Genomic DNA, 15,821 nt, shown 5'->3' with positions numbered 1-15,821 from the left:
TATCATAACAGAAATAGTACTTTGGTAGCACCATAAAAAGACCAGGCATATTGGGTTTCGTAAGAATCCCCTTTTAAAAACAAATCACCAGCATTTCACAGAAATTTTCGTCTATTAAACTAATTTTCTATTGAATTAACCCTCCAAAAATAGTATTATTTGTATATGAAAACGGTTGCATTACTTTTTAAAATTGTAAAGATCCTCCTATATTCATCTCAGGAGGATCTTTCTATCACATTTTGCGCAAACGATTTCACAAAACAATCGAACAAAGGGGAAAGGGGTTTTTTTATGAAAAAGAAGCAGCGCACACTGCTGTCGCTTGTCACCATTACCGGATTAATACTCCAGCTGTTAACAGGTCTCTCAAGCGGAACTGTAAAGGCAGCAGAAACGTCAGTTAAGCAGGTTGTACTTGTTGGGAACCTGCAAACCGCTCTAGGAAATTCTGGGGATTGGGATCCATCATCCACCATTACCAAAATGACCGACAAAGGAAATGGTCTCTATACATTAACTGGGACATTACCAGCCGGTACATATGAGTACAAGATCGCCATCGGCGGCAGCTGGAATGAGAATTACGGAGAAGGAGGCACTCCAGGCGGGAACAATATCAAACTATCTCTCACTGAACAAAAAGAAGTAACATTCTACTACAATGATAACACTCACTCCATTGCCGACAGCAGCCATTACACTCCATTAACAGGAGACAAACAGCCTCGTATTGCCGGCACCATCCAGCCTGCCATTCAAGCCGGTTCAGCATGGAGCCCTGCCGAATCAACTGCATTGCTATCAGATGATCATTTTAACAATGTCTACTCTTTCACCACAAAAGTACCCAGAGGCAGCTATGAATACAAGATTGTTTTGGGCAAGGACTGGACAGAGTCCTACCCATCTTCCAATGAAAAACTAAATGTCCTTGCAGATACTACGATCACCTTTTTTTATAATCAGCAAACAAATGAGGTGTATACAGATTACAGACCAGCTGGGTCTGATGGTTTAATTGATAAGTCTGCACTATATCATGATTCATGGGACAAAGTCTACCGGACGCCTTTCGGAGCAGTACCTGCACAACAACCTGTAACACTAAGCGTATCCGCTAAGAAGGGTGACCTGACGAGGGCCAGTTTGTATGTAAAAAACTACAATACAGGAACATCAAATGTCATTTCTATGAAGAGTGCCGGCTGGACCGATAAAACCGACAAAGGTCCTCTTGAGTTTTGGGAAGCCTCATTCACCCCTTCTGAAAAAGGCATCTATGGGTACAAATTCATTGTTGGGGATCAAGATGCTACTGCCGAATATGGTGAAGATACACAGGAAGGCCACACTGGAAAAGCAGAAGATAAAAATGCAGGATTATTCCAATTGACCGTTTACGACCCTGCCTATAAAACACCAGATTGGATGAAAGAAGCTGTTGTTTATCAAATCTTTCCGGACCGATTTAATAATGGAAACAAAGCGAACGATCATGTTAAGGACAAAATTGGCGCACGTGGCAGCCAGCCAATCGAACATCCAGCTTCTTGGAGCTCATTGCCGGATAATCCATATGAACAAGGTACTGGATCCTATACGGGGGATGGAGAGTTCACCAATGACTTTTTTGGCGGCGATCTTGCCGGTATTAAAGCGAAGCTTGATTATCTGCAGTCTCTTGGCGTTAATACCCTGTATTTAAATCCAATCGCACTTGCACCATCCAACCATAAATACGATGCTACTGACTATAAACAGGTCGATCCAATGTTTGGGACGCAGAAAGAATTCGCAGATTTTGCAAAGGAATTATCAAAACGTCATATGCATCTTATTTTAGACGGGGTCTTTAACCATGTTTCCGACGATTCCATCTATTTTGACCGCTACAACAAATATAAAACCGTAGGTGCATATGAATATTGGTCCCGTATTTATGACTTGATGAATCAAGAAAAGTTGACCGAAACAGCAGCCAAAGATAAAGCTAAGAAGCAATTTCTAGCCGAAGGCCAATCCTTTAGTCCCTACGGCTTTGAAAACTGGTTCGATATCAAAAATGAAAAGGTAGACAACGAAAAAGTTAACGGCGTTTCAACAGGTCAGCATTATAAATATGATGACTGGTGGGGATATGACAGTCTGCCTGTGTTTAAATCAGTGGATGGTACGAAGGTCGACCACCCAAGTGAGCTAAACAATACACAATTAGCGAATTATATTTTTTATGACAAAGATTCCGTAGCAAAATCGTGGATTGATCAAGGTTCCTCTGGCTGGCGTCTCGATGTAGCCAATGAAGTGGACAGCTCCTTCTGGCAAGAATTCCGCAAGCAAATGAAATCCAAGGCGATGACCGGTGCGGGAAAAACACTTCAAAAAGAGGAAGAACCCCTTATTTTAGGTGAAATTTGGGATGATGCATCCAAGTATTTCTTGGGAGATCAATATGATTCAGTTATGAACTATCGGTTTCGCGGGGCCATTTTGGATTACTTAAAAAACGGTAATGCCGCTAATGCGGAGAACACCCTCCTAGCTGTACAAGAGGATTATCCTAAAGAAGCGTTTTATGCCCTTATGAACCTAATGGGATCACATGATACAGCTCGGGCTATTTTTCTGTTAGGCAATGGAACAGATACGTATTACCGGGCAGAACAAGACCCGAACTATAATTATAATGAAGGTGTTAAGCGACTGAAGCTGGCTTCCATACTTCAAATGGGCTATCCAGGAGCACCGACTATTTATTATGGAGATGAAGCAGGCCAGACAGGATCGAAGGATCCAGACGACCGCAGGACCTACCCTTGGGGCAGGGAAGATAAGTCCCTCATTGCCCATTATCAAAAAATTGGTCAAATCCGGAAAGAAAATGCCGACCTATTTGCTTATGGGGATTTACACCACATTTATGCTAAAGGCGATATATTAGCCTATGTCCGGACAAAAGGAGCAAAATCCGGCCTTGTCATCATTAATAGAGGGAAAAACGCTCAAACGGTCGAGATCGATACAAAAGAACTGCTAGGGAATGGTCTTCGTTTTGTTGATCAATTAGATAAGAAATATCAAGCTGCTACAAAGGATGGAAAATTGAGCTTAACTGTACCGGCTGAATCAGGCCGTATGCTAGTATCAGTTAATGAAGTCAAGAAGCCAGTTTCCGTAAAAGCTCTAACCGGAACAGCAGGTTCAAAAAAGGTGATGTTAACCTGGTCAGGAACTAGTGCCAACTACACTGTTTATCAATCTACAGTATCTGGCGGCTTATGGACAAAAGTACAAGAAACAACTGATCCATCTGTCACCATTTCTAACTTAGATAATGGCCGAACCTATTATTTTGCTGTTACATCTGTGGATGAGAATGGGAATGAATCTGTCCCTGTTGCCACTTCTGGATTAGTCCCTCACTACGATGTATCGAAGGCCAGCATCAAAGATCTGACTAGATTAGATAACAGTGAACTGAATCTTGCTCAAGCCTCAACTGTAAAAGCAACTTTTTACTTGTCTAGCGCCACAGAAACAGGAGCAGCAGAAGGAGTGACAGCTGAGCTTCAAGTAAGGCTAAAAGGACAAACAGAATGGCAATCCTCCCCTGCCCTATATAATGGCCAGACACAAGATGGCGCGTCAAATGAATTTAAAGGAAACTTCACGGCATTTGAAGCGGGCACGTATGAATACCGGATGGCCTTTACGCCGGATCTAGGAACGACCTTGGTATACTCCTCAACAGGAGAAGTGACCTATACTCAAAATACGACTGATACCACTCCACCTGCTAAACAAATTGTATTGGATACACCAGTAAAAGAGTCCGGTCAGGTTAATCTAACATGGAAACTGTCGGAGCCTGATCAGCCATTTAAAACGCTCATCTACCGAGACGGCCAAGTTCTAACCACATTAAATGGGGATGTTACCTCTTTCCGTGATTATCAGGTAGCAAATGGCACGGCCTATAAGTACCAAATCCGTGTCTTTGACCAGGCTGGTAATTATGTAGATTCAAACACCGTTAGTGTGACACCGGAAATTGTCATGGTTCAAGTGAGCTTTAAGGTGCATGCACCGGATTACACTCCTTTGTCCGCTCAAGTCAATATACCTGGCAGCCTAAATGGATGGAATACAGGCGCTTGGTCGATGAGCCGCAATGGTGCCGTTACACCGGATTGGGAATATACGATGGAGTTAGAAGAAGGAACCGAACTCACTTATAAATATGTAAAAAACAATTCTTGGGATCAGGAAGGTTTAACAGACCATACTCCAAACGATTCTACGGATGACGATATTAGTTACTATGGGTATGGTGCCCAAGGAACGGATATGAAGATTGTCATTACCAATCAAGGCAACAATAAAATGGTTGTCCAGGACACCATCCTGCGCTGGATTGATATGCCATTAGTCGTGAGTCAAATGAATGTGAATGGTTCAACGATGACGGTAACTGGAAATGCAATTAAAGGCGCAGACTTGACTATCAATGGAGAGAAAGTAGCAGTGGGCAAGGATATGAAGTTCACACAATCCTTCACACTCCAAGCAGGTCAAACTTCTGTACCTGTTCACATCGAGCCTTCTACCGAAACAAAGTCGACAATTTTTAAAGGTGATGGCGGATCCATTAATAAAAATACTAAGGACTATTTGATTGATGTCTCAGGAAAAACAATAAGTGAAGTGAAAAATTAGGATAGAAAGAGGTCTGCCAAGTGCGGCAGACCTTTTTTCATGTAATTAATTGGGTAAAGATGAGGTCTTTTTACTCTAGTCTTTTGGTTGATTAAATAGTAATCTAACAACTAGACTAGAATAAGAATTGGATTAATTAGCCAAAATAAGATATCCATTTCTTTTCGACACTTTTTTTGAAATTACATAAGGTGGAAGAAGGTATAATATGACTGAAAATATGGCACTGGTTAATATCGGGCTGTTACTTATTCGGCTCGTGATCGGGCTAACTTTTTTTGGGCATGGCGCACAAAAGTTATTTGGCTGGTTTGGCGGCCCTGGTATAGCGGGTATGGGAAACTGGCTTGAAACACTCGGCCTTGAAAAGGGAGCCAAGGTTTGGGCGACTCTTGCAGGCCTATTTGAGTTGATAGGCGGATTACTTTTTGCTGCTGGTTTTCTTACTTGGCTTGGTGCAATCATGATTGTAATTGTGATGATTGATGCTATTTTTACTGTTCATGGCAAAAATGGCTACTGGATGACCAACAATGGATTTGAATATAATCTTGTATTAATTGCTGCTGTTATTGGAGTAGCGCTCATTGGCCCTGGTGACTTTGTTTTGTTTTTTAACCTTAAATGATGAATAAAAATTAGAGTCGTCAATAGAGCTTATTGACGACTCTCTGGCTCAAAAATAATTCATCTGGGTCGTCAAGAGTACCTATTGGCGACCGTCTTTCTCAAAAATAATCCATCTGGGTCGTCAAGAGCTCCTATTGGCGACCGTCCTCCTCAAAAATAATCCATCTGGGTCGTCAATACCACCTATTGGCGACCGTCCTCCTCAAAAATAATCCATCTGGGTCGTCAATACCACCTATTGGCGACCGTCCTCCTCAAAAATAATTCATCTGGGTCGTCAAGAGTGCCTATTGACTACCGTATTCCTCAAAATAATTCAGCAGCGTCGTCAAGAGCTCTTATTGTCGATCTTCTACCTCAAAAATAACTCATCAGAGTCATCAATAGAGCAAGTAACTAGTAAGCAATCTCACCCATCACCCAATTGGTTCTTGCACCGGACACTCCCGTACTTGGGCACTCTTTGCTCTCTCCTGATAATTCAGCCACAATGGTTTCTACAAGGTATTGATGGACATGCATCGGCGGTTCAAAACTCCATTGCTCTGTTCCACTAGCTGTCGTTAACACAATGGGCTCGTTTCCAAAAGTGGAAAAGGTAATTTTTCCTTCACTGCCGACGATTTCATTCACATCTACATCTTCAAACGCAGAAAAACACCAATTTCCAACACCGTGGACTCCGGATTCAAATCGATACGTCCCTGTGACGATATCTTCGGCATGATAATAACCTGCTTGATTGGAAGTAAAACCTTGTGCCTCCTTAATTGGCCCCAGTAAGAAATCTAATAAATCGAGTGTATGACTTGCCAAATCAAAAAATAGCCCTCCTCCTGACAATTCAGGCTGAACCCTCCATGGAAGAGCCTGTGAATCCTTTACATTTTCAGATGCTGTTTGATATTGTGTTGTCGATACAAAACGAACATCTCCAATTGCTTTCGTTTCCAACAACTCTTTTATTTTTACAAAACGAGGCAGCGCTCTGCGGTAGTAAGCTACATATAAAGGAACACCAGCCATCTTGCAAGCAGCAATCATTTCATTACACTCAGCAAAATTAAGTGCCATTGGCTTTTCTACATAAACCGGTTTGCCGGCTTTTGCAGCTTTTATTGCATATTCTTTATGTGAACTTGGTGGTGTCGCGACATAGACAGCATCCACATCTGGATCGTTAATAAGCGCATCAGCATCATCATACCATTTTGGAACATGGTGTCTTTCCGCATAGTCTTTTGCAAGTTTACTAGTTCTCCTCATCACGGCGACCAACTCTGAATGACTGATTTTTTGGAATGCTGGTCCACTTTTCACTTCCGTTACATCACCGCATCCAATAATTCCCCAACGTACTTTTTCAAATTTCATAAATATATTCCCCTTCTCTCGTATAATTCTATATCTTTCATCTTAATGCGTCCCGCTGACATCTAATATCGTATTCGTGACATGCTTTTTCTTAAATGTGGAAGAATGAATTTTCTCTTGTAATTTTTCATAATAAAGGTCTGCGTCTACGGGCAAATCAACCGTTTCGTTTAACCATGAAGATAAGTAGATACCATTTGAAAATTCTAACGCCTTGACACCGTCTTCCCCAGGTGAAAGTAATGGTGAACCATTAAGAATGGCATCAATCCAGTTTTGAACAATGGCAGCATGATTACCATTATCACATTTGACGGGAATTTTAATTTTTTCACATGGCGGCTGACCAAATCCGCCAGTGTACGAAGTATTAAATTCACGTTCTGATTCGCTTAATTGGTAAAAGATAAGTTCTTCATTTTCAATCACTATTTTCCCACGATCTCCAACAATCTCAAAACGGTTTGTACCCGGTGCTTCTCCTGTCGATGCAATAAACACACCCGTCGCCCCATTTTCATATTCCACATAGGCAGTTACATCATCTTCCACTTCAATATCATGATATTTTCCTAGACTGGTTATGGCACGAATGCGCTTTGGCATATAACCTGTCGTCCACTGCCAAAGATCTAATTGGTGAAGGGCCTGATTTAAGAGGACCCCGCCACCTTCACCTTTCCAGGTAGCTCTCCATTTACTTGAATCATAATAACTTTGTGGACGGTACGAATCGGTAACGATCCAATTGGTCCGCTTAATTTCACCCAGTTGATCTGTTTGAATAAGCTCACGTACTTTTTGATAAAGTGGATTAGCCCTTTGGTTATACATGATACTGAATACTTTTCCACTTTTTAATGCTGCAGCATTCATTTCCAGCACATTTTTGGTATAAACCCCAGCTGGTTTTTCAATCATCACATGTTTTCCTTTTGCAAAGGCTTTTATAGCTAGCTCCGGATGACTGTAGTGCGGGGTTGCAATGAGGACAGCATCAATTGCTGTTTCATTAAAAAAAGACTCGACATCTTTAAAAACCCGTACATCACCCTTTGTATGGTTCATTACCCAGTCTATTCGGCTATCATTGCTGCTGCAAACGGCAGTCAACTGTGCTCCTTTAATTTGTCCTTCGCTTAACATTTGCACATGTGAGCTGCCCATATTCCCAATTCCAATCACACCGATTTTAACAATACTCATCTAAATTCCTTCTTTTTAAGAATTATGGTTGCCACAATATATAAATCTAGTAAATCATCCCAAAAAAATAATCTTAAATGGAGACATTAATTGAAAAATTTTTATTATTAACCACATTGTAGTACAGTTGTATCACATAATGGTTAATCTTATTATAATGAAAAGTTAAAATACAAGTCAATAACTATGTATTATTCTTCCCTCATACAGGTATTAGTATAAAATGGAATGGATAGAAAAAAGGATATATAAGAGAAAGGAAAACATACGTATGACAAACGATAACCAGGATCAATCTAAGGCAGCTAATGTACAAGTTATTTCTCGTGCTGCTAAAATCTTGAGGACTCTTAGAGCTCATCCAAAAGGATTAAGCTTATCGCAAATTGCGAAAGAAGTAGGCATGGCCAGATCAACGGTTCAAAGAATTGTTACCACACTCGAACAGGAAAGGTTTATTGCTTCCGCGTCTGTAAATGGCGGTTTCCGCCTTGGACCTGAGATCGCGATGCTTGCAGGTGCTGTTCATAGTGATTTACGAGAAGAAATCAGGCCATTTTTAATAGAATTATCCAATCAAATTAATGAAACAGTAGACCTCTCTGTACTGGATAATGGTAAGGTGCTTTTTGTTGATCAGATTATTGCGCCACATCCATTGCAAGCAACTTCACAGCCTGGGGCGTCTTTTCCACTGCATTGTACAGCAAACGGGAAGGCCATCCTCGCCTCTCTGCCATTAGCTAAGGTAGAAAATTTGTTGCCTGAACACCTGCAACAGTATACGGAACATACAATTACAAGCCGGGCAGAGCTGTTAAGGGAGTTAGAACAAGTTCGGATAAAAGGAGTCAGTTTTGTAAGGGAAGAGCATATTCTAGGGATTTGTGCAGTGGGAGCATCGGTTGTTGATCGCATGGGGAATATAAGCGCTGTTTCGATTCCGCTGCCATCCACTCGTTTTTATGGCCATGAAGAAAGACTAGCTGCGGCCCTGAATCATACTTGCCAAGCGATCAGCCGGCACTTTGAACTAAACTAATGTCTTGTTTAATTAATCGTTGATGGGATTAAATAGTTCTTATTTATCTAAGTAAAACACATATAAAGGGTGGGAATAATGAAGAGATACCATTGTTCCCCATCAATCCTTACATAATCTTTACCTATTTTTAACGGTATCTTAAGAAGATAACGCCTAATGGTCTAGTATGATAAAGGGATTACAATTTATTTTGAAGGTTGGAGAGCCATATTATGAAGAACCACAAGTTCAACTTTCCTAATTCCATTATTCTTTTAAAAAAATAAGCTGACTCATAAGCTCATTGATTCACAACTTTTTGATTCAGCTTCCCCTTTTTCTTTTGAAGAACGATGAAATTTTGTTACTAGCGTTAGTTTGTATGCATCAATATATTTCTAAAAACAAACTCTGGTCTTTCCTCCGTAATTAAATGTCCTGTTTCTTCATAAGTAATTAATCTCGCATCTGGTAAATCCTGAACTAATCTTTTGCCCACTTCCACTGGTACCACTCGATCTTCTTCTCCCCATAATAATAATGTTGGAATTTGAATATCCTTTAGTTGTTGTGGCAACAAATCACCCTCACGGTGACGGATTAGTCGGATTAAAGCTTTATAAAATCCTTTTTCCGCCAGCGGTCTGCCAAATTCACGAATCAATTCATCATTGATTAAGGATTGATTAAAAAAAACATTCCCCAAGTGATATTTGACATCTTTTCTTCCAATATAATAATGAATGACTTTATCAAAGAATGGTAAATAGGAACTGCAAATGAGAAGTTTTTTTGCACGCTTTAAATAGCCTGAACTACTTAATAAAATTAGTTTATTAATTTTCTCAGGAGCGATGCGCGCCATATTTAGAGCAATTTGACCGCCCATCGAATGGGCAACAATACAGGTCCTAGCAAATCCAAAATGGTGGATACATTCAATCATTAACTTTGCATAGTTTTCAAAACTATAAACAAACGAGGTTGATTTCTCACTTTTTCCAAAACCGGGGAGATCAATGGCTAGTATTGAAAACTTCTCTTGTAATAAAGGGATGATACGACGAAATGTATAAGTAGAAGAGGCGAAGCCGTGGATCAGAAGAATCGGTGGTTTATCATTTAATAAGTATTCACAGTACAAATTAATATTATCTACTTTCATGTAGGTTTGTTTCAATCCGTCGACACACAATGTGTTCCACTCCTCGGGAATTTATCATATAGTATTTATTATTGTTCAAATCGTTCATGAGAATGCAAAAAATATCTCTCCTAGTTAACTGAAAGTAATTTTTTTCCAAATATACTATAGACATGTTCTATTTTTATTTTCTTAGTTTGAAATCTATATTATTTTCCCATAATGAAATATGTGTAGAATCCACCTTTGAAAAATTTAGCATTCTATGTGCTGTCCGGTGATTCTCATCAAACTATCTATTTTTTTTCGAGGTGATCATATGAGTTTACAACGCACGTTTATCATGGTGAAACCTGATGGGGTGAAACGCGGGTTAATCGGAGAAGTTATCCGCCGCTTTGAACAAAAGGGCTTTACCCTATTGAATGCCGAGCTAATGACAGTAGACCGCAGTAAAGCTGAATATCATTATATGGAACATCAGGAAAAGCCGTTTTTTGGAGAATTAGTCGATTTCATTACCTCAGATCCTGTTTTCGCCATGGTCTGGGAAGGAGAAAATATTATCGAAGTTTCTCGTCTCATGATTGGAAAGACAAGTCCGTCGGAAGCAGTGCCAGGCACCATTCGTGGTGACTTTGCCTTTTCAAAAGAAGAAAATGTGATTCATGGCTCCGATTCTCTCTTAAGTGCCGAACGAGAAATTGAAAATTTCTTTGGCCTGCTGAAAAAACGGATCTCAAGAGATGATTTTCCATTCGAGGATCGACAATCTATGTAATTACATAAAGGCCACTTCCCTACTCGGAGGTGGCCTTTTGCATTAAGTAAAGAGTCTTTAGAAGCTCCCTGCCTTAGGACTAATTGTTTATAGGAAATACATTATAATAGTTCTATTATTTCTTCCTAATAAATTGATCCTATGACTAAGTTAGGACTATTAATAGTTTAAATAGACAAAATAGTCGCATATTCCACTAAATTTGTCGTTCTTTATCGAGAGGTTATTATTCCCAAGTAGTGGCAGTTGGACTAAAATTAATCTGTTAGATCCATTATTAAGGAGGTTTTTCTATTGAAAAAAAGAAAAAAAGCAATGGCTCTAGCAGCCACCAGTATCTTAGCAATCTCCCTATCATCTTTCAATCTGCACACTTCGGCCACATCACCAACTAAAAGTTTCCTCATCGCCTACAACCAGTCTTCATTACCTAAAACCTATCAAACAGACATTAAGAATGCCGGAGGAGTTGTAATCAATGCTATTCCGGAAATTGGCGGTTTAGAAGTCCGCTCTTCGAACCCTAATTTTCTCAGCAACTTGAAATCCAATGCTAGTATTATTGCGGCAAACGTAGAAATGAAATATAGACTAGATGACGAACAACCAGCAGCTGCGGATGGGAAGCCAGTAACACTTACTCCGGATCAAGATGGTACATACTGGAGCTCACAGTGGGATATACAGCATTTAACTAATGATGGAAAATCATTTGGCATCGAGTCAGGTGGTACAGAATCAAATGGTAAGGTCACCCATAAGGCGATCGTCGGAGTCATCGACACAGGTATTGACGCTGAACATCCAGATCTTGAAGCCAACTATGTTGGCGGGAAAAGCTTCGTTCCTGCAGGTGGTTATTCTGGAAATGACAAGAAAGAAACAGGCGATCCCAATGATGTACTAGATCGTGAAGGTCATGGTACACACGTTGCCGGTTCGATTGCAGGCAATGGAAAAATTAAGGGAGTCGGCCCAAATCTAGGAATCAGGGCATATCGTATTTTTGACAGCTCTGGAAGCGCCCCAACTGCCCCAATCGTTGAAGCGATCATCCAAGCTGCAAAAGATAAAGTCGATGTTGTCAATATGTCGATTGGCGGCTATGACAATCTAAAATATGAATTTAGTGGAACTAGATATAGCGACATTGCAGATGTTCTCCTCTGGAAGCGTGCTATCAAATATGCTGTCAATAATAATGTCACGATTGTGACTTCTGCTGGAAATGAGTCATTAAACTATGCAGATAAAAAATCACTTACTGACTACTTGAATGCCAATTATGGTGATACGAACCTTGTCTATAAAGGAGTCACCATTGAAACGCCAGGAGGCCTACCGGGTGTTATTACTGTATCCTCTTCCAACAAATGGTCAAAAGATCAACTGGCATTCTACTCGAACTATGGCAATAGCTTTATTACGGTAGCAGCACCTGGCGGAGACAATGGCCCTAAATATGCTGAGACTGCAAATTTAAACGATCGTGACTTTACTTACCGTACCTTGTCGACTTGGCCAACCTATTTAGCTCCATATTTCACCACAATTGATCCAGAGCATCCAGAGCATCCAGGCTACGCCTACCTCCACGGAACTTCCATGGCTTCGCCAAAAGTTGCCGGTATTGCAGGAGTCATCAAAGCGGCGCATCCGGACTACAAACCAGCCCAGGTGGAAGCACTTATTGAAAAGACCGCATTAGATTATGGAAAACCAGGTCATGATGCATACTTTGGTTCCGGTGAAGCAAATGCTTATACAGCATTAACCGGTAAGTAATAGAACAAAACAAAGGCCCCTCTTTACTAGATGGGCCTTTGCTTTGTTCTACATTATTATTGAGCAAAACAGAATTTGGAAAAGTACTAAATAGAAATTTTGACCTCGGCATTCATTCCTGGAAGTACCTTACTTGAAGGATTTTCAACTAAAATTTTCACAGGTACTTTTTGAGTTACCTTTGTATAGGTGCCGTTCGAGTTTTGAGACGGAAGAGCTGAAAATACGGAATTGGTCGCATAACCAATTTCCTCAATCTGACCATTAAAGGTTGCTTCAGCATCCCCGTCGACCGTAATATCGACAGTATCTCCTACTTCAATATTGTTTAATTGGTCCTCATCAATGTTGGCAGTAATATATAAATGATCCATATCCGCTGTTTGAGCCAAAACCTGACCAGCCTGTACCAGTTGATTTGTTTTTGCTTCATTTTTGATGATGGTTCCTTTAGCCATGCTATCCACAGGAAGAGCTTGTTGTCCCGTTGAGATTTTCCCAATTTCTTGATGTCCAGTGACAACTTCCCCCTCTTTCGCAGTCCAATTGGTCAGTAAGCCTGAATTAGTAGCGACGATTTGATTAATTTCTGCTGATACAACCGCATCATCGGTTTTTACATAGTTCTGATTTTCATAGTAGAAGTTTCCACCTGCTGCAATTACTGCCAAAACAACAATCATCCCCACAACATTAATCAGTAATAAACGACCTTTACTCATGTTTGAAATCTCTCCTCACATATTTTAAAAATTTCCTTGTAAATTTAAACAGATGTCTCCATTCCAGCTTTCGCTTTTTTATCTGGTAAGAGCACTCTCTTCTGTTTCTGAACCAATGACCGTCCTTTGCCAGTCAAAGTTTTTCCTATTGAGCCAATCAGCATAATAATGCTGAGAACAAGTAAGAACGTAAACAAATCATGATAGGCACCCAAAATAGCTGATTTTTTAGAATTGGCGACTAGTTCATAAGCTGCTGTACTTTTTGCATCGGATAAAGACACGTGTTTCCCCATTAAGGAACGAATTAATTTTGTCATTTCCGATTTAAATTCTGAACTATTTGGGTCAACTTGTCCGCGTATGTCTTCATAGTTTTGAGCGTTTTGTCTTGTTAAAAACCAGCCGATCACTGGTGAAATAACTGCACCAATAAAATTTCGAATAGAGTGCAAGGTGACGGACCTCATAGATGCCTGATGAATATCTCCGGCTAATGCAGTTCCAAGTGCACCTGAAACGAGAGTCATACTGATCCCGGCGCCCAAACAGGCAACTTGAAAATATAATGAAGATAAAGTTGTTTCTGGACCAATCACTCTCCACTTAATGCTTATATATAAAACGATAAGTGAGCCCATTATTCCAAGTACGCCGGCCCCCCATTTGTCATAAAATAGGGTTTTGAATATGGCAGTAAACAAAATGCCTGCAAAAAACCAAAAGTAAAAATGGCTTAAATATAAAAATGGCAGGTTCAAATTATTTCTTAAAAATCCGTTTATCCCTGCAATGGCCACGATAAGCGAAACATGGGATGCGACAGCCATAATGGTTCCGGAAATAGGTTTTGGTGCCTTTAAGGTCCGAAACGGAACGATGGGTGTTTCGGCTTTTACGTCCACATAAATAAACAAAAGTAACAAGATTAGCCCTGCAAGTAGAAAGGGCCAAACATATAAGGAAGTAAACCCTTTTTCTAACAAATTACATAGTGGAAATGCTAGTACAATCATAAGAAGACTTAACAAAAATACGCCTGTTTTATCCACGGGACTATGATCATGAACAGGCTCTTCTTGCTTAGGCAAACCAAAAAAACCAATTATTAAGCAGCATATTGATGCAATAACATTTAAAACAAATAACCAACGCCATGCATCAGCTCTTAAAGAAATCGAACCGAATAAAGCTCCAATGGCACTCGATCCAAATAATCCGGTAATGACCATAAACAAAAAGGTATTTCGGATGGCGTTTGGGAAGGATTTTAGACTAACTGGCAAAATGGTTAAGAAAAGCATTCCTGCACTTAAACCTTGAATGATTCTACCTACAATTAAAATAATCAGTCCAGGTGATAGAGCAGAAATAATGGAGCCACATAAAAAGATAAACACAAACCTTAAATAATTTTTTCTTAATCCAAACTTCCTCGTGAGTACTGAACCCAGTGGCACACCGAGTGCAAATGCCAAATTCGATAATGTAGATGGGATTAGCAAATGATTTGAACCTAGCCCCAGTCCGTTTTGAATAATTCCTTGGTTTAAGATGTAGGACAGATTAGAAAAATACTGTGAACCAATCGCAAGGATTGTCAAGATGGATATAACCAAATATTGTGGGACAGCAACTTTTTCAGTCTCTGAAGCTGCCGTATTGATTTGTCGACTCATCAATTTTCCTCCTTTCAATATCTGAAAAATTTCGTAATAGTTTTGTTTCATAATGCTTGTCAACATAATCACCATATCTATATTGCATACGGCAACTTGTATTATACAACTTATAACAAAAAAATCAATGATAAACTTTATTTTATACAATAGTGAAAACAAAAAAGATCGTGACAACAGGTCACAATCCTTCTCCATATACAGTTATTCTTAATTTTTGGGAAATATTAAAAATAGGATCATTTCCTTTTTTTAAAATCCATATTTAAACGAACTAAGTTATCCTCCAATTGTTCTAATTCTGTCTTCGACCAATGTTGAAGTACTTCGGAATAAAACTTATAGCGAGCAGTTTGAACAATGTTTAAGATCTCTTTTCCCTTATTGGTCATTTCAATTAGACTAATTCTGCCATTGCCTGGGTCTGGAAAACGTTTAATATATTCTTTGGTTTCTAACGTACCAACCTGCCTGCTCGCTGTTGATATGTTTAACATTAGTTTTTCAGCAATAACATTAATCGCCAGCGGGCCATTTTCATTAATTTCACTCAATATAAGATACTCTGAACGGTCCAATTCACCTAATTTAGGACTATAAGCTGTTGTAAGCCGAACCAACAAGGCAATTTCATATTCAATAGATTGGAGTGAGTCGCGATTCAAAAGTCCTTCCCCCTTATAAAGCAAACGGTTCTTCTTATGGTAAACAAACTGATTTTAGTATAATACTTGGGTTCTGGACAAGCAAATGCAAG

General features: G+C 39.7%; 11 protein-coding genes. 5 read left to right on the top strand and 6 right to left on the bottom strand.

What is annotated here, in order from left to right; translation table 11 throughout:
- Window positions 1-294 precede the first annotated feature (294 nt).
- A complete protein-coding gene (locus tag L1999_RS10430) occupies window positions 295-4,719 on the top strand; it encodes a pullulanase X25 domain-containing protein (RefSeq protein ID WP_235743479.1) in 4,425 nt (1,474 codons plus the stop codon).
- 226 nt (window positions 4,720-4,945) lie between these two features.
- Window positions 4,946-5,347 (top strand): DoxX family protein, encoded by a 402-nt coding sequence (locus tag L1999_RS10425; RefSeq protein WP_235744307.1) that lies wholly within the window; start codon window positions 4,946-4,948, stop codon window positions 5,345-5,347.
- Window positions 5,348-5,745: 398 nt separating this feature from the next.
- Here the strand turns inward: L1999_RS10425 and L1999_RS10420 are convergent, their stop codons facing one another.
- Both L1999_RS10420 and L1999_RS10415 read right to left on the bottom strand, forming a co-directional pair.
- A complete protein-coding gene (locus tag L1999_RS10420; protein WP_235743478.1) occupies window positions 5,746-6,723 on the bottom strand; it encodes a Gfo/Idh/MocA family protein in 978 nt (325 codons plus the stop codon).
- Window positions 6,724-6,765: 42 nt separating this feature from the next.
- On the bottom strand, window positions 6,766-7,929 hold the full coding sequence (locus tag L1999_RS10415) for a Gfo/Idh/MocA family protein (protein ID WP_235743477.1): 1,164 nt from the start codon (window positions 7,927-7,929) through the stop codon (window positions 6,766-6,768).
- Between the two features lie 271 nt (window positions 7,930-8,200).
- On the opposite strand from L1999_RS10415, the gene L1999_RS10410 reads away from it, so the two are divergent.
- Complete coding sequence (locus L1999_RS10410) at window positions 8,201-8,971, top strand: IclR family transcriptional regulator (RefSeq protein ID WP_235743476.1); 771 nt, start codon at window positions 8,201-8,203, stop codon at window positions 8,969-8,971.
- Between the two features lie 355 nt (window positions 8,972-9,326).
- Here L1999_RS10410 and L1999_RS10405 read toward each other — a convergent pair whose 3' ends face one another.
- The gene (locus tag L1999_RS10405; RefSeq protein ID WP_235743475.1) at window positions 9,327-10,148 is read right to left on the bottom strand and encodes an alpha/beta fold hydrolase; all 822 of its coding nucleotides are present in this window, start codon (window positions 10,146-10,148) and stop codon (window positions 9,327-9,329) included.
- A 268-nt stretch (window positions 10,149-10,416) separates the two neighbouring features.
- Between L1999_RS10405 and ndk the strand changes: the two genes are divergently transcribed.
- Complete coding sequence (gene ndk / locus L1999_RS10400) at window positions 10,417-10,878, top strand: nucleoside-diphosphate kinase (protein ID WP_235743474.1); 462 nt, start codon at window positions 10,417-10,419, stop codon at window positions 10,876-10,878.
- A 294-nt stretch (window positions 10,879-11,172) separates the two neighbouring features.
- The gene (locus tag L1999_RS10395) at window positions 11,173-12,663 is read left to right on the top strand and encodes a S8 family peptidase (protein ID WP_235743473.1); all 1,491 of its coding nucleotides are present in this window, start codon (window positions 11,173-11,175) and stop codon (window positions 12,661-12,663) included.
- 86 nt (window positions 12,664-12,749) lie between these two features.
- Here L1999_RS10395 and L1999_RS10390 read toward each other — a convergent pair whose 3' ends face one another.
- The 3 genes from L1999_RS10390 to L1999_RS10380 form a co-directional block, all read right to left on the bottom strand.
- Window positions 12,750-13,385 (bottom strand): HlyD family secretion protein, encoded by a 636-nt coding sequence (locus tag L1999_RS10390; protein ID WP_235743472.1) that lies wholly within the window; start codon window positions 13,383-13,385, stop codon window positions 12,750-12,752.
- Window positions 13,386-13,429: 44 nt separating this feature from the next.
- Window positions 13,430-15,064 carry an MFS transporter gene (locus L1999_RS10385; protein ID WP_235743471.1) on the bottom strand — a complete coding sequence of 545 codons (1,635 nt, stop codon included), beginning with the start codon at window positions 15,062-15,064 and terminating at the stop codon, window positions 13,430-13,432.
- Between the two features lie 239 nt (window positions 15,065-15,303).
- A complete protein-coding gene (locus tag L1999_RS10380) occupies window positions 15,304-15,729 on the bottom strand; it encodes a MarR family winged helix-turn-helix transcriptional regulator (RefSeq protein ID WP_235743470.1) in 426 nt (141 codons plus the stop codon).
- Window positions 15,730-15,821: the final 92 nt, after the last annotated feature.

Origin of the sequence: Neobacillus drentensis (assembly GCF_021560175.1) — a bacterium.
Lineage (GTDB): Bacteria > Bacillota > Bacilli > Bacillales > Cytobacillaceae > Neobacillus > Neobacillus drentensis_A.
This window is presented reverse-complemented; position numbering and strand designations above follow the sequence as displayed.